At 70.8% G+C, this 15,579-nt stretch carries 14 protein-coding genes; 11 read left to right on the top strand and 3 right to left on the bottom strand.

Features of this window, described 5'->3' with window-relative positions:
• Positions 1-4 precede the first annotated feature (4 nt).
• The 10 genes from QJ852_12085 (at position 5) to QJ852_12130 (ending at position 11,883) form a co-directional block, all read left to right on the top strand.
• Positions 5-1,807 carry an acyl-CoA dehydrogenase gene (locus QJ852_12085; GenBank protein ID WGX99158.1) on the top strand — a complete coding sequence of 601 codons (1,803 nt, stop codon included), beginning with the start codon at positions 5-7 and terminating at the stop codon, positions 1,805-1,807.
• A gap of 162 nt (positions 1,808-1,969) precedes the next feature.
• The gene (locus tag QJ852_12090; GenBank protein WGX99159.1) at positions 1,970-3,160 is read left to right on the top strand and encodes a hypothetical protein; all 1,191 of its coding nucleotides are present in this window, start codon (positions 1,970-1,972) and stop codon (positions 3,158-3,160) included.
• The gene (locus QJ852_12095) at positions 3,157-3,579 is read left to right on the top strand and encodes a thioesterase family protein (GenBank protein ID WGX99160.1); all 423 of its coding nucleotides are present in this window, start codon (positions 3,157-3,159) and stop codon (positions 3,577-3,579) included. Before QJ852_12090 ends, QJ852_12095 begins: the two co-directional genes overlap by 4 nt.
• 44 nt (positions 3,580-3,623) lie before the next feature.
• Positions 3,624-4,265, top strand: a complete 642-nt coding sequence (locus QJ852_12100) for a TetR/AcrR family transcriptional regulator (GenBank protein WGX99161.1) — start codon at positions 3,624-3,626, stop codon at positions 4,263-4,265.
• A complete protein-coding gene (locus tag QJ852_12105) occupies positions 4,262-5,830 on the top strand; it encodes an AMP-binding protein (protein WGX99162.1) in 1,569 nt (522 codons plus the stop codon). The genes QJ852_12100 and QJ852_12105 overlap by 4 nt, the downstream gene beginning before the upstream one ends.
• Positions 5,831-5,944: 114 nt before the next feature.
• Positions 5,945-7,114: a saccharopine dehydrogenase NADP-binding domain-containing protein gene (locus tag QJ852_12110; GenBank protein WGX99163.1), complete on the top strand. Its 1,170-nt coding sequence runs from the start codon at positions 5,945-5,947 to the stop codon at positions 7,112-7,114.
• Complete coding sequence (locus QJ852_12115; protein ID WGX99164.1) at positions 7,111-8,679, top strand: carboxyl transferase domain-containing protein; 1,569 nt, start codon at positions 7,111-7,113, stop codon at positions 8,677-8,679. Before QJ852_12110 ends, QJ852_12115 begins: the two co-directional genes overlap by 4 nt.
• Before the next feature lie 70 nt (positions 8,680-8,749).
• The gene (locus QJ852_12120; protein ID WGX99165.1) at positions 8,750-8,965 is read left to right on the top strand and encodes a biotin/lipoyl-binding carrier protein; all 216 of its coding nucleotides are present in this window, start codon (positions 8,750-8,752) and stop codon (positions 8,963-8,965) included.
• Positions 8,962-10,527: an AMP-binding protein gene (locus QJ852_12125; GenBank protein WGX99166.1), complete on the top strand. Its 1,566-nt coding sequence runs from the start codon at positions 8,962-8,964 to the stop codon at positions 10,525-10,527. The genes QJ852_12120 and QJ852_12125 overlap by 4 nt, the downstream gene beginning before the upstream one ends.
• Positions 10,528-10,548: 21 nt before the next feature.
• Positions 10,549-11,883 (top strand): biotin carboxylase N-terminal domain-containing protein, encoded by a 1,335-nt coding sequence (locus QJ852_12130; GenBank protein WGX99167.1) that lies wholly within the window; start codon positions 10,549-10,551, stop codon positions 11,881-11,883.
• A 33-nt stretch (positions 11,884-11,916) separates the two neighbouring features.
• Here the strand turns inward: QJ852_12130 and QJ852_12135 are convergent, their stop codons facing one another.
• Positions 11,917-12,840, bottom strand: coding sequence for a glutathione S-transferase C-terminal domain-containing protein (locus QJ852_12135; GenBank protein ID WGX99454.1), 924 nt, complete (start codon positions 12,838-12,840; stop codon positions 11,917-11,919).
• A gap of 205 nt (positions 12,841-13,045) precedes the next feature.
• Between QJ852_12135 and QJ852_12140 the strand changes: the two genes are divergently transcribed.
• Positions 13,046-13,384: a hypothetical protein gene (locus QJ852_12140; GenBank protein WGX99168.1), complete on the top strand. Its 339-nt coding sequence runs from the start codon at positions 13,046-13,048 to the stop codon at positions 13,382-13,384.
• Between the two features lie 91 nt (positions 13,385-13,475).
• On the opposite strand, the gene QJ852_12145 is transcribed toward QJ852_12140, so the two are convergent.
• Together QJ852_12145 and QJ852_12150 are read right to left on the bottom strand one after the other, a co-directional pair.
• Positions 13,476-13,955: a hypothetical protein gene (locus QJ852_12145; GenBank protein WGX99169.1), complete on the bottom strand. Its 480-nt coding sequence runs from the start codon at positions 13,953-13,955 to the stop codon at positions 13,476-13,478.
• A gap of 79 nt (positions 13,956-14,034) precedes the next feature.
• Positions 14,035-15,483 carry a hypothetical protein gene (locus QJ852_12150; protein ID WGX99170.1) on the bottom strand — a complete coding sequence of 483 codons (1,449 nt, stop codon included), beginning with the start codon at positions 15,481-15,483 and terminating at the stop codon, positions 14,035-14,037.
• Positions 15,484-15,579 lie beyond the last annotated feature (96 nt).

Below are 15,579 nucleotides of genomic sequence, written 5' to 3' on the forward strand. Positions count from 1 at the left end.
CCGGGTGAACCCGGACCTGCTGCTCGCCCGTCGCGACCTCGATTTCCTGCTCCACGAGTGGCTCGACGTGTCGGCGCTGTGCGCCCGCGAGCGATACGCCGAGCACAGCCGGGACACCTTCGATGCGGTGCTCGACCTGTCGGCCGAGCTGGCGGCCGAGCACTTCGCTCCGCACAACGCGCTCAGCGACGCCCACGAGCCGCAGTTCGACGGCGAGACGGTCACGATCATCGCGGAGGTCGGTGCCGCGGTGCGCGCCTTCGCCGAGGCCGGCCTGGTGTCGGCCGCGATGGACGAGTCGGTCGGCGGCGGGCAGCTGCCGCGCGTCGTCCAGCAGGCCTGCTTCGCCTGGTTCCAGGCGGCGAATGTGGCGACGTCGGGCTACCCGATGCTCACCATGGCCAACGCCAACCTGCTGCTCGCGCACGCCGCGCCCGAGCAGGTCGCGCGGTTCGTGCCGCCGATGCTCGACGGCCGCTGGTCCGGCACCATGTGCCTCTCCGAGCCGCAGGCCGGCTCCTCGCTGGCCGACGTCGCGACCCGCGCCGTACGCCAGGAGGACGGCACCTTCCGGCTGTTCGGCAACAAGATGTGGATCTCCGGCGGCGACCACGAGCTGGGGGAGAACATCGTCCACCTGGTCCTGGCCCGGGTCGAGGGCGCGCCGCCGGGCGTGAAGGGACTGTCGCTGTTCGCCACGCCGAAGTACGTCGTCGACGGGTCCGGCGCTCGCGGTGAGCGCAACGACGTCACCCTGGCCGGCCTCAACCACAAGATGGGCTTCCGCGGCACCGTCAACACGGTCCTCAACTTCGGCGAGGGCCGGCACCTGCCCGGCGGGGCTCCCGGCGCCGTCGGCGAGCTGGTCGGCGAGGAGGGCCGCGGCCTGGCCGTGATGTTCCACATGATGAACGAGGCCCGCATCGGTGTCGGCGCAGGCGCCGTCGCGCTCGGCTACACCGGCTACCTCCGCGCCCTCGACTACGCGCGCCAGCGGGTCCAGGGGCGTCCGCTCGCCGCCAAGGACCCGGCCGCCGCACCGGTCCCGATCGTCGAGCACGCCGACGTGCGCCGGATGCTGCTGGCCTCGAAGTCGTACGTCGAGGGCGGGCTCGCGCTCGTACTGCGCGCCGCCCTGCTCCTCGACGACCAGCACACCCACCCCTCCGCCGAGACCCGAGCGCGGGCGGGCGCCCTGCTCGACGTACTCACGCCGATCGTGAAGAGCTGGCCCTCCCAGTGGTGCCTGGCCGCCAACGACCTCGCGATCCAGGTGCACGGCGGCTACGGCTACACCCGGGAGTACGGCGTCGAGCAGCTCTACCGCGACAACCGCCTCAATCCGATCCACGAGGGCACCCACGGCATCCAGGCGCTCGACCTGCTGGGCCGCAAGCTCGTGATGAACCGCGGCGCCGGCCTGCAGTTGCTCGTCGAGACCGTCCACGAGACCGTCGAGCGGGCCCGCGTCACCGGTGACGACGTGCTGCGCGGCCACGCCGACCACGTCGGCGCCGCCATCGACCGGCTCGCGGCCGCCGTCGCGGCCGCCTGGGAGTCCGGCGACCCGCGGACCGCCCTGGTCAACGCCGCCACCGGCCTGGAGGCGGCCGGCCACATCGTCGTCGCGTGGCTCTGGCTCGACCAGCTCGTCGCCGCCCACGGCAAGGAGGGTGCGTTCTACGACGGCAAGCGAGCCGCGGGCCGGTACTTCCTCACCCACGAGCTGCCGAAGACCGGACCGATGCTCGACCTCCTCGCCAGCGGCGACCAGCTGTTTAACGAGGTCGGCGCCGCCTCGCTCTGACCGGCCGGGCCGAGAGGTGTCGTCGAGCAGGCCCGGCCTGGTCCTCGGCGGCGTCGGGCGCGTGCGTCGTGCCCCTCTTGCGCGCCGTCGCATGCGCAGCTACATTCTCCCCTAATACTCGTTATTCGGGAGTGATCGGAAGCGCACGAGGTGGTTCGAGGAATGAACGGCAAGGCACGCAGCGGACTCTCGTCCGTCTCCCGCGTCCTGATTCCGGCACTGATGTTCCAGGCGGTGGCGATCGGGGGCGCGTACGCGACAGGACGGGAGATCATCGAGTTCGGCGCCGCGTACGGCGCTCTGGGGTGGGCGGCGGGCGCCGCGATGGCCGCGGTCGGAGCGCTGTTGGCGTTCCTCGTCTACGAGACCGCACGTCGCCACGGGCTCTTCGACTACCGGGCGATGACCCGGCATCTGATCGGCCGGGCCTACTGGCTCTTCGACGCGATCTACATCCCGTTCGCGCTCGCGATCCTGGCAGTCCTCACGTCGGCGACGGGGAACATCCTCGATGACACGCTCGGCGTTCCGTACTGGGGCGGAGTCCTGATCATCGTCGCCATCGCCGCCTGGGTCATCTTCCAGGGTACCGAGATGATGGAGCGCTTCAACGGGATCGGCACGATCGCCCTGATGGCCGGCTACGTGCTGTTCGCGATCCTCGTCATTGCCGCCCGGTGGGACCACATCGGTGACGTCTTCTCCTCTGGTGACCACGCGCTGAAGCCGGATGCCGGCATCGGTGACGCAGTCATCCTCGGTGCCGTCTATGTCGGGCTCGGCTTCGTCATCTATCCCTCGACACTCATCACCGTTCGCCACCTGCGCAGTCGGCGCGAGGCGGCTGTCTCCGCCCTGCTCACCGGCGGCCTGTATGTGGTCCCGTGGTTCCTCACCTATGTAGCCCTGATGGGCTACTACCCGCAGGCACGGGTCTTCGACGCGCCTGTCCCGTGGCTGACCATGCTCAGCGACGCGGATCGCTGGGTCGTCGTCCTGTACGGCGTACTCGTGGGCTGGACCCTGGTGGCCACGGCCGTCGGCCTGATCCAGTCCGTGCTGGTCCGCATCGACCTCAACCTCGCCGAGCTACAGCGTCCGGCGATCGGCGCGTCCGTGCGGACCGCCGTGATCTTCGCCGCGCTCGGAACGGGGGCGCTGCTGTCGGCGATCGGCATCATTGACCTGATCGCGATCGGCTACCTGGTCGGCGCGGTCGCGCTGATCGTGGTGTTCGGTATCCCCCTCTTCGTGCGGAGCGCGAAGTACCTGTGGCGGGAGGACCCGGAGACGCCCACACCTGCCCCCGATGCCGCCCGAGCCAGGACGGGGAAGGGGACGGGGAGATCATGACCGCGACGCCCGCGCCCGCCTGGCGCAGATCCGTGCCGCTGAGGTTCCGGGACTTCGACTACCTGGGACACATGACCGCTTCGTCGTACCTCGCGCTGTTGGAGGAGAACCGGGTCGAATGGCTCGCAGGGACGGATCCGGACGGTCGGCCCGGCTATGTGGTCGCCACTCAGGAGCTGACCTTTCACCGGGAGATCCTGCCCGCGGACGGCCCGGTCGCGATCACCGTGACCGGACGACCGGTCAGTGCCCGGAGCTACGAGGTCCACGAGACGATCGCCGGCGCCACCGGTCACCTGCACGCCACGTCACGAGCCCGCCTGGTCGGCTGGGACCGCGAACGCCGGGCCCCCCGCCCGCTCACGCAGGTCGAGCTCGCTCTTCTGGAGGGTCGCGCCGAGATTCGGACCGGCGTCTAGGACCATGGTTGCGCCCACGAATAGCGATTCTTAGAGGGAGCAGCATGAACCGGCCTGCCAAGCCCACCGACTCCGAGACGAAGGACGCGATCGTCACGGCGTCAGCCCGCCTCTTCTCCGAGCGGGGTTACGCCCGTACGAAGGTCATCGACATCGCGAAGGCGGTCGGGATCACCCCGCCCTCGCTGTACTGGCACTTCGGTTCCAAGGAGGAGATCCTCTTCGAGTACCTGCGCAGTCGGCTCGAGCTGTTCGACACGCGCATGGAGTCCGTTCTCGACGGGATCGACACCCCGACCGATCGTCTCCGGGCCGTGGCCACGGCCCATACCAGCGCCCAGATCGAGTTCCGCGACCAAGCTCAGGCCGTGCTCTCCATGACTCACTCGTCGACCCAGTTGGCTTCGGATCTGTCGCCGGAGCATCTCGAGGAGGTCCGCGCCCTGACCCGGCGGCACATCGACCGCGCTCGAGAGATCGTGCGCGCCGGCGTCGCATCCGGCGAGTTCCGTGTCCCCGACGTCACCGCACTCGCTTTCGCCGTGCTCAACGTCTGCGAATACACCGCGCTGTGGTTCCGGCCCGAGGGCGGGACCACAGCAGCCACGGTGGCAGCGGCCAACGGCGAGTTCGCCGTCCGCATGGCCACCGGTGGCTCCGACCGAGAAGGCTCAGGATCACCATGACCCCCACCACTACTGCGACGCACGACCACTCGTCCGCGCCTGAACCGCCGCGGGGCGAGCTCGGACCGCTGCACGACCTCGCCCACGCCGAGGCCACCGCCCCCGACCGTCCGCTCCTGGCCTGGCGTGAGGGGGAGTGGACCGTAGCCGAGTTCGCGGCCGCGGCCCGGTCCGCGGCCGCGGAGCTGCACGACGCCGGAGTCCGCGCCGGGGACCGCGTGGCGCTGATGGCGACCAACAGCGCGGCGTCCCTGGCCGCCACCTACGGCGTGTGGATGCTCGGCGCCGTAGAGGTCGCCGTCAACGCCGAGCTGAAGGGGCCGCTCCTGGCGCACGTCCTCAGGGACTCCGCCCCGGCGCTCCTGGTCGTCTCCGCGACGCTGGCCGACACGGCGGCCCTCCAGGCGCCCCAGCTGAGCACACTGGTCCTCGAAGAACTGCGCCTGGACCGCTCCTGGACTCCGCCGGGGACATTGCCCGGTCCAGGGGACCTGGCGAGCCTGCTCTACACCTCAGGCACGACCGGACCGTCCAAGGGCGTGATGATCCCCCACGGCTACTTCTCGTACTTCGCCTCGGTGCTCGCCTCGGTGCTCGAGCTCGGGCCGGACGACACCTGCTACTTCACACTGCCGTTCTTCCACGTCGACGCCCACATCGCCGTACCGACGAGCCTGCGTCGCGGCTCCCGGATGGCGTTCGTGGAGAGGTTCAGCGTCCGTCGGTTCTGGAGCGACGTCGAGCACTTCGGCGCCACCTGGTTCGGCGCCGTCGGTTCGATGCTCTCCGCCCTGGCCACGCAGGACGCGCCACCGGCTGCGGCGCTCGACCGGCTGCGCGTCATCCTGGCCGCGCCGATCCCGAGCGACGCGTATGCCTTCTTCGAGGACACCCTTCAGGTGCCGTTGCTGCAGATGTACGGCCAGACCGAGGCCAACGGGCCCATCTACTCCACGCTGGACCGCCGCCGCCGCGGGGCGATGGGCTGGGCCCGGGCCGACTTCGACCTGCGCGTGGTCACCGTCGAGGGTGCCGATGTCGAACCCGGCCAGGTCGGCGAGCTGCTGACGAGACCACGCCGGGAGCACATCCGGGCCCAGGGGTACTGGCGGGCCCCCGAGGCGACCGCCACAGCCTTCGCGGACGGATGGTTCCGCACGGGTGACCTGGTCCGCTGCGATGCCGACGGCTTCTGGTACTACGCCGGCCGCTGCTCGGACAGCCTGCGCCGGCGTGGTGAGAACATCTCCGCCTTCGAGCTCGAGGCGGTCATGCGGACCGCCCCCGGCGTGCGTGAGTGCGCCGCGGTCGCGGTCCGAGACGAACTGGGCGGCGAGGACGACATCAAGGCCGTCCTGGTCGCGAGCGACGGATTCGATCCCGGCACGTTCGTCGCCCACTGCCGTGCCCAGCTCCCGCGTTTCGCCCTCCCCCGCTATCTGGAGCTGGTCGACGAGCACCGACTCGTCCGCGGCCCCGGCACCGGCGCGGTGCAGAAGCACCTCCTGCCTTCCGGGCTGACCGCCGCCACGGTCGATCTCGAGGACCTCGGCACACCGAACTGACTTACCCCGCCGAGCACCGCCAGCGCGGTGCCGTGGCGGAGCCGTGCCCGGACGAGGTCCGTGACGCCCAGTACCGGCGCCGTCCCGTCCCGCAACCCACCAGAGGAGAACACCATGCATGTCGTCGTCATCGGAGGCAGCGGCCGGGTCGGCCGCCGTTTCGTCAGCGAGATCGCCCGGCACGAGTCGGTCACGACCACGGTCGCCGACCGCGAGCGGCCCGCCGACCCCGAGCAGCGCTATGTCGAGCTCGACCTGGCCGACCCGGTCTCTCTGCGCCGAGCAGTGGAGGGAGCCGACGTGGTCGTCAACACCTCTGGCCCGTTCGACCGCTGGGGCACCGTCGTCCTGGACGCGGCCATCGAGTGCGGCGTCGACTATGTCGACGTCTGTGACGATCCCGTCCCCACGCTGGCCCTGCTGGAACGTGACGCGGCCGCCCGGGCCGCCGGCGTCCGCGCCGTCGTCGGGCTCGGCGTCAGCCCCGGACTGACCAACTTCCTGGCCGTGGTCGCCGCACGCGAGCTGCAGGAAGTCGACCTGCTCGCCACGTTCTGGGGTGACTCCCGGGAGGGCATGGAGGCGGCCGAGGCGACGGCGCTCGCCCACGGACTCGCCGCCGCTTTCCGCACCGGCCGGGCGGCGTACACCCACCTGATCGTGCAGACCTCCTCGCTGGTCCCCGTCTGGCGCTCGGGCGGGCTGGTCGACGAGCGCGCCTGGCGCACCGCCTACCGGGTGTCCACCTCGCGTGGCGAGACCGGCGTCTACCGGGTCATCGGACACCCCGAGCCGGTGACCGTGCCGCAGACCGCGCGCGCCCGGGACTGCATCAACATCGGCACCGTCAACATCGGCACCGACCGGCTGATGCTGCCCTTCCTGGAGCAGGTCGCGGCCGGCGAGCTGAGCGTCGAGGCTGCGCTCGACGGGATCGCCGAGGCACTGGAGGCCGCGCCCGAGTATCTCGCCACCCCCCGGTGGGGCGAGCGCCTGCCCCGCAACATCGGGGCCGCGGCCGTGGGGCGTCGTGACGGCGTCGCCGACGGCGTGGTCGTGTTCCCGGGCGGTCCGGTTGACGGCTCGATGAGCCTGGAGACCGCGCGCCCGGCCGTGGTCGGCGTCCTGCACCTCGACGAGGCCCTGGTCGGCGTCCATGCCCCCGAGGCCGCCTTCGGCGCCGACGCCTATCTCGCCCACTACGCGGCCGAGTACTGGGAGGGAGGCATGCCCTTCCTGCTCGACGCCGCCGGTGCCGACGCGGTCGTCGAGGTGGAGCGATGAGCTTCACCTGGCAGCGGGCCCTCGAGCGCCTCGACGAGCACCGGCAGGTCGCGCGTGCCCTCGGCGGCGAGGAACGGGTCGGGCGCCAGCACGAGCAGGGGCGTCTGACGATCCGGGAGCGGATCGCCACGATCGCCGAGTCCTTCACCGAGGTCGGCGAGTTCGCCAGCTTCCCCGTGCGGGACGCCAGCGGCGCCGACGTCGGCCGGCTCTCGTCGAGCTATGTGTGCGGCCTGGCGACCGTCGACGGCCGGCAGGTGGCGATCGGCGGCGAGGACTTCACGGTCCGCGCCGGCGCCCCGCAGACCTACCTGGACCGCTACAAGGGGGGCATGGGCGGCTTCGTGGAGGACCTCGCCCATCAGTACCGGATCCCGCTGGTCCTGTTCATGGAGGGCATCGGGGGAGATGTGTCGGCGCAGGACGAGGTCGGGCACTCCTACCTGGTCAGCTCTATGAGCTGGAAGCGCAGCCTCGAGCTGATGGGTGAGGTTCCGGTGCTGGTCGCCGTTCTCGGCTCGGCCGCCGGCGGCACGGCCGGCCGGACGGTGCTGAGCCACTTCAGCGTGATCAGCGAAGGCAGTGTCCTGTTCGCCGGAGGACCTCCGGTGGTACGTCGCGCCCTCGGCCGCGACGTCGACAAGCACGAGCTCGGCGGCGCCCGGATGCACACGTCGGTCTCGGGAGCCGTCGACAACCTGGTGGGCGACGAGGAGGCCGCGATTAGCCAGATCCGCACGGTGCTCGGCTACCTGCCGCAGAACGTGTGGGAGCTGCCGCCACGAGGCGGCAGGACCGATCCGGTGGATCGCCCCTGCGACGCGATCTTGGAGATCGTGCCCGAGAACCGGCGCCGGCCCTACCGGATGAAGGACGCGATGGCCGAGGTGGTCGACCGCGGCTCCTTCTTCGAGATGGGAGTCGACTGGGGACGGGCCGTCATCACCGCATTCGCGCGCATCGACGGCATTCCCGTCGGTCTGGTGGGCAACAACCCGATGCACCTCGCCGGGGCCCTGGACGCCAGTGCCGCGGAGAAGCAGATCCGATTCACCGACCTCTGCTCCACCTTCCACCTGCCGATCGTGCACTTCGTGGACGTGCCCGGCTTCATGGTCGGTCCCGAGGCCGAGCGGGGCAACGTGGTCCGGTGGGGGATGCGTGCCATCCAGGCGCTGGTGGAGGCCGAGGTCCCGGTGGTCACGATCCACGTCCGCAAGGCGTACGGGATGGCCGTGTCGGCGACCTCCGACCCCGACGCGCTCGGGCTGCGGATCGCCTGGCCCAGCTCCGAGTGGGGTGACATGCCGATCGAGGGCGGCGTCGAGGCAGGCTTCCGCCGCGAGATCGAGCAGGCCGAGGACCCCGAGGCCTTCCGCCGCGAGGTCGAGGAACGGCTGTTGGAGGCATCGGATCCGTGGAAGACCGTCGAGGCGTTCGGGATGGAGATGATGATCGACCCCCGCGAGACCCGGCGGGTGGTCGCGGAGTTCCTCAACGCCTCTCTCCACGGCATGCGTACCCGTCTGGGACCACGCCAGAAGCCGTGGAGCATGCGTCCCTGACCCGGGGCACGCCACGAGGCGTGCCCGTCATTGCCGACCCGAGTGTCGTCGGCACGAGAGGAGAACCGACATGAGTGAGCTGCGAGCAGAGTTGACCGGCAGCGTCTGGAAGATCCTGGCCGAACCGGGGACCGAGGTGACCCGGGGCCAGGAGATCATGGTCCTGGAGTCGATGAAGATGGAGATTCCCATCGAGGCGCCCCACGACGGGACCGTGACAGACGTCGACGTGGCTGAGGGCGAGGCGGTCGAGGCCGGGACGTTGCTGGCTCGGATGAACCCGTGACCGACGGTGGCCTGCCCGGCCTGCTGCACGGGCGCGCCGCAGCCGGCCCGGAGACGCCGTTCCTGACCTGGCAAGGAGAGGTGCTGACCTACGGACACGCGGACGAGCTCGTCCGCGTGCTGGCCAGCGCCCTCATGCTTCACGACTCGCGCGGAGGTGGGAGCGGACGGATTGCTGTCTACGCCGCCAACTCGCCTGGGGCGGTGCTGGTATGGCTGGCGAGCCAGGCGGCCGGTCTGGTGCCCGTCACGCTCAACCGAGCACAGCTCGGCCGGCCTCTGGCAGAGGCGGTCCGCCGCTCGCGGGCCTCGGTACTGATCGCGGATCCGGACGGCGCCCCGACCCTGCAGGGGGCAGCCGGACCCGAGACGCGGGTGCTGGTGCTGGACGGTGACCACGGGGTCGGCTCGCTGATCGGCTCCGCGGCGGGCTCCGGCGTGGACGCGGCGACGAGGCAGGGACCGGTCGCGCTGCCGGCTCCCGTCGAGGTCCAGCCCGGAGACGCGGCGACCATCATGTTCAGCTCCGGGACCACAGGTACCGCCAAGGGCGTCGTGATCCCGCACGGCATGTTCGTCTCCTCCTCGCGCCGCCTCGTGGAGGCGTGGGGAATCGGACCGGACGACGTCCTGCACTGCTGGGCACCGTGGTTCCATGTCGCGGCCCAGGTCGACGTCTTCGCCTTGGCACTGCAGGCGGGAGCGTCGGTCGCCCTGTTCGAGGGATTCTCCGCCAGCCGGTTCTGGCAGCAGATCCACGACAGCGGGGCCACGGTCTTCGGCGGGTTCGTCTCGGTGCTGGAGATGCTCAACGCCCGCCCACCCGGCGATCTGGACCGGGCCCACCGCCTGCGCCTCGGCGTGGCCGGACACGTTCCGCGCGCGCTGCGGCGTACTTTCGAGGAGCGCTTCGGCGTACCCCTACTCGACGCCTACGGGATGAGCGAGGCGGAACCCCTCACGATGCCACGGGTGGAGCTCGACCTGCCGGACGGCAGCTGCGGCCCCGCGAACCCGGACTTCGAGATCCAGATCCACGACGCCCACGGCATCCTCTGCCCTCCCGGCGTCGAGGGTCAGATCGTCTTCCGCCCCCGGCGGGAGCACGTCATGATGCTGGGCTATCTCGACGATCCGGAGCGGACCGCCGCAGCGTGGCGGGACGGCTGGTTCCTCACCGGCGACCTCGGGACTCTCGACGAGCGGGGCTGGCTGTCCTTCCGGGACCGGATGGCCGAGTTCATTCGGGTCCGCGGTGAGAACGTCTCGCCGCAGGAGGTGGAGTCGGTGCTCATGGAGCACCCCGGGGTCGCCGAGGTCGGCGTCGTCGGTGTCGCATCCGAGCTCGGCGAGCACGACGTCAAGGCCGTCATCGTCCCCCGCCCGGGGACCTCGCTGGCCGGGCTCACCGACTGGTGCTCGACGCGGATGGCGCCGTTCATGGTGCCGCGCTGGGTCCAGGTGGTCGACGTACTGCCGCGCACCCCGACGTCGAAGGTCCGTCGCCCCGAGTTGCGGGACCTGGCGGGGCCTGTCCAGCTCGCCGCCGACCTTCCGTCCTGAGAACGCACAGAGGAGAAGAACGTGTTCAACAAGCTGCTCGTCGCCAACCGTGGCGAGATCGCGGTCCGCGTACTGCGTACCGCGCAGGCGATGGGGATCCGCACCGTCGCCGTCTACTCCGACGCCGACCGCGACGCTCTGCATGTCCGGATGGCCGACGAGGCGGTGCGAGTCGGCCCTGCCGCGGTGCAGGATTCCTATCTGAATCTCGACAAGGTGCTCGACGTCGCGCTCGCGGCCGGGGCCGAGGCGGTGCATCCCGGTTACGGGCTGCTCAGTGAGAATGCGGAGTTCGCCCGCCGGGTCGGGGCCGCGGGCCTGGTGTGGGTGGGTCCCGGCCCGGACGTGATCGAGGCGATGGGCGACAAGATCCGGGCGCGGGCCACCATGCTGGCCGCCGGCGTGCCCGTGTCCCGGGGGAGCGGGGAGGCGCCACGCACCGTCGAGGAGGCCCTGGACGCGGCGGCATCCGTGGGCTACCCGTTGATGCTGAAGGCCGCGGCGGGTGGCGGCGGCATCGGGATGTCGTCGGTGAGCGGACCAGCCCAGCTGGCCGCCGCCTTCGACCAGGCCCGAGGCCGCGCCGAGCGCATGTTCGGATCGCCGGACCTGCTGCTCGAGCGGCTGGTGAGCCCGGCGCGTCACGTCGAGGTCCAGGTCGTGGGACTGGCGAAGGGAAGGGTCGTGGCGCTGGGAGAGCGCGATTGCTCGGTCCAGCGTCGCTTCCAGAAGGTGGTCGAGGAGTCGCCGGCACCCGGGCTGAGCGCGCGGACCAGAGCCGCCTTGCATGCCGCCGCCGTTGCCGCCGCCGAGGCGGTGGGCTACTGCGGCGCCGGCACCGTGGAGTTCCTGCTCGATCCGGCGACGGAGGAGTTCGTCTTCTTGGAGATGAACACCCGGCTCCAGGTCGAGCACCCGGTAACGGAACTCGTCACGGGTCTGGACCTGGTCGAGCTGCAGCTCCGGATCGCCGCGGCGGAGGACGTCGACCTGGGCACCGTCGTACCCGAGGGCCATGCGCTCGAACTGCGTCTGTATGCCGAGGACCCGCATCGGTTCCTCCCGGCGCCCGGAGCGATCGAGACCTGGAACGTGCCGGACCGGCCCTGGCTGCGCGTCGACACAGGCTATGTCGCCGGCGACGAGGTGACGCGCCATTACGACCCACTGGTGGCGAAGATCTGCGTCCTCGGCGCCGACCGCGCCGAGGCCCTCGCTCGTGCCGCCGAAGCTCTTGAGGAGATCGCTGTCGCGCCGCTGGTGACCAACCTGCCGTTTCTCGTGGAGGTGCTGGCCGAGCCGGGTTTCGCCGCGGGGGGCTATGACACCGCCCTGGTCGACCGGATGACCCGCTGAGCGGACGACCGTGGTCTGACGACCGACCGGTCGTCAGAGCACGTCGCGCCCGTGCGGGGTGTGCCAGCCGGACTCGTCGGGGCCGACGGGCACGATCTGCGTCGGGTTGATGCCGGTGTGGACGACGTAGTAGTGCCGTTTGATCTGTTCGAAGTCGATGGTCTCGCCGAAGCCGGGCGTCTGGAACAGGTCGCGGGCGTAGGCCCACAGCACCGGCATCTCGCTCAGCTTGTTGCGGTTGCACTTGAAGTGCCCGTGGTAGACCGCGTCGAAGCGCGCCAGCGTGGTGAACAGCCGCACGTCGGCCTCGGTGATCCGGTCGCCCATGAGATAGCGCCGGTCCGCGAGCCGCTCCTCGAGCCAGTCCATCGCCACCCAGAGTCGCTCGTACGCTGCCTCATACGCCTCCTGCGACCCGGCGAACCCACACCGGTACACGCCGTTGTTCAGCTCGGTGAAGACCCGCTGCATCACCTCCTCCATCTCCTCGCGGCACTCGTCGGGCCACAGGTCCGGTGCGTCGGGGCGATGGTGGTCGCGCCACTCGAAGAAGAGGTCGTGGGTGATCCACGGGAAGTCGTTGGTGACCACCGACCTCGTCGGCACGTCCACCATCGCCGGCACTGTGATGCCCCGCGGATAGTCGGGGAAGCGCGCGAAGTAGGCCTGCTGGATCCGCTCGTACCCCAGCACGGGGTCCACCCCGTCCGGGTCGAGGTCGAAGGTCCAGCTCCGCTCGTCGTGGGTCGGCCCGGTCAGTCCCATCGAGACGACCTCCTCGAGCCCCAGCAGCGAGCGCACGATGATCGCGCGGTTCGCCCACGGGCACGCCCGCGCCGCCACCAGCCGGTACCGTCCCGGCTCCACCGGCCACGTCGGCACGTCGAGCTCGCTGCCGCCGTACGGATCCTGGCTGCGACCCTCGACCTTCGTGATCCGGTCCGGGATGTAGTTCATGTCCCGTTCGAAGGCCTGGGTCTTCTTCGTGTCCGTCGGCACGTGTCCTCCTCGTGGTGGGCTCTGCGCCGAGCCTAGGCGGCGGTCCTGGGGCGACCTGGTCGTCCCCCTGCCGTTTCCGAGTCGGGGAAGCGGATCGTCGGGCAGGATGCGCGGTACGTCGCGCGGTGCCGCACCGCGGTCCGACGCCCTGACAGGAGACCCCATGCCCCAGGACCCGAGCCGGTCGCAGCCCGTGCGCCCCTTCACCCGCCAGTCCACCGTGCTCGAGCTGTCCTCGACTCTGCCCGGGCGCGCGTTCAAGGCGATGATCGTGCGCCAACTCCCTCCGACCGCTACCGAGAAGGAGCGTCAGGAGCTGGAGGACCTCACCGTCGGTCTTCCGCTGGAGACCCTGGTGGAGCTGTCCGAGGGCAAGCTCACCTGGGGGATCGCCGACTCCCTCCTCGATCTGGCGAACCGCAAGCCGCATCGCGTGATCGCTCGCGGTGCCGGCGCCGGTGCGGGCGTGCTGAAGAAGGTCGCGAGCTCGGTTCGCCGCTGACGGCGCGCACGCTCGCCCTCCGCATCCAGGGCCTCGCGCCGGGGAGCGACGCGCGGCCTGGGTAGGCCCGGGACCGAGTCGGGTCGCGGGCCTAGAAGCCTCGGAAGACTCCGTCATCGTCCACGGCATCCGCGAACTCAGCGAAGTCCATGTTCGCGATCGACAGGTTGTCGTCGATCGAGGCGACCGCGGTAGCAACGCACCGGAACGCTTGACCGAAGACCCATCCGAACTCCTCCTCATCCTCATCCTCAGCGCTCAGGTCCACGAACACCACCGTCGGATCGTCGCCCGACGTCGCCTCTCGCATCGAGCGGTGGTCCGCGAGGACGACATAGCCGGGGTGCTCCCTGGGCCAAACGCTCGCGAGGGTCTCCGGAGTGACGGCATCGAAGCCCAGATCTGAGATCGCCGCTTGATGTGCAGCGTATTCGTCCCCGTCAGCGACGCCGTCGGACTCCTGAGACACTGCTTCGACCACGCGCTGCCAGGCATCGTCCGCTGAGAAATCGGTGCGGATGAGCGGCATCAGGCCGTCGGCGACGAGTTGAGCAATGCGGTCGAGGTTCATGGCGGGATCCTTGCCGAGCTCGTCTCAGCGCGCACCACTTCCTTCAGATCCGGTGGCCGACCGTCCGAGACTCCGAGCGTCACCTACGCCCGAACGCGGCCTCATCCAGGATCAGCTCGTAGCGCGCGGGGTAGACCTCGCCGATCAGGGTGCCGTCGGGGTCGCGTAGTCCCTCGACGAGGGTGGTGCCGTAGCGGGTGACCACCCGGACCAGCCCATGCGGGGACTCCCAGCGGTAGGCGCCGAGGCCGAGTTGCCGGGTGCGGTAGGGGAGATGGGTCTTGGTGCGGTGATGTCGGCGGGTGAGGGGTGCGTCGTTGTGGTCGCCGGTCTGGCCGGGAGGGCCGTGGGAGTCGTAGGGGGCGACGTGGTCGTGGTCGAGGCGCCGGGTGCGGGAGGTGGAGTGGGGGAAGACGTCGCCTCCGGTGCGGAGCAGGGTGCGCTCCCGGCAGGCGGCGGGGTGCTCGTAGGCGTCGACGGCGGCGCCGAGGTTGAGGTCGATGACCGGCTTCAGGTCGATCCGTCGGTGGCGCAGGAGGGCGGCGAGCTGCTCGAGGAGCATCGGGCCGAGGTCCTCGACCCGGGCGACGCCCTGCGCGTGACCGGCGAGGACGGCGGCGTTGAGATGGACGTAGACGACGCCCTTGCGCTCGGCGCCCGACCGCGGGGGCGGCGAGTCTGTGGCTGCGGTGTCCTCCGGATCCGGCTCGGGACTGCGCGCACCTTCGAGGAAGCGGACGGCGGCGTAGGGGTCGGCGAGCAGCTCGGCGGCGCGGGCGCGGAACTGGTCCATGGTCGGGACGTCGTCGTCGTGCTCGGGGACGTGTTGGTCGGCGAGGGCGGTGGCGATCTCCTCGACGGTGGTGGTGAACTCGACGGCGCCGGCGGTGGGGAGGCGGAGGGTGATCGGCTGGACGTCGGCCTGACCGTCGATGGCCGCGATCGCCTGGCCGGGTCGGCGTCGGCGGGCGAAGACGCCGGTCCGCGCCTCCTCCGCGGCGATCCGCGCGCGGTGGGCGTCGGGGTCGGCCTCGATGATCCGGGCCTCGGCGAGCTCGATCAGCTTGCCGGCGGGCAGGTCGTGGGCTGCGGCGAGGGATGCGTCGACGAGGGCGGCGGCGTCCTTGGCGAGGGGCCGGGACAGGTCGGCGATCTTGCGTGCCACCCAGACCTCGACGTCGAGGCTCTGCACCCGCTGCCACAGGAGGGGGAGGCGGTGACGCAGGTCGAGCGCGGCGGCCGCGCGGTGGGTGGTCGCGATCGTCCCGGCCCGGCCGGCGATCGCGAACTCGGCGAAGCAGAGCTCCGCGACCTGCGGTGTGCCCTCGCCGCCGAGCCGGCAGAGCCGGTCGCCGCCCAGCCGCACCGGCACCGCCCCGGGTTGGGACTGCGGGTCGACGGAGTGTAGATCGCACCAGGCGAGCAGGCGCAGCAGCTCGTCGACATCGCTCCGGCGTCGCTGGCGCACCCCGGACTCCTCAGCGGCGAGCAGTGCCGCCGCGTCGAGATCCGAGAAGTCCGTCACCATCCACTCATCATAGTCGAACAGATGTTCGAGTCAAGGTCGCATGGCATGCCTGTGGAGAAAGCAGCCCGACCTGGCCTGTCTACCCGTGGCCGGGGG

Source organism: Nocardioides sp. L-11A, from assembly GCA_029961745.1.
Taxonomy (GTDB): Bacteria; Actinomycetota; Actinomycetes; order Propionibacteriales; family Nocardioidaceae; genus Nocardioides.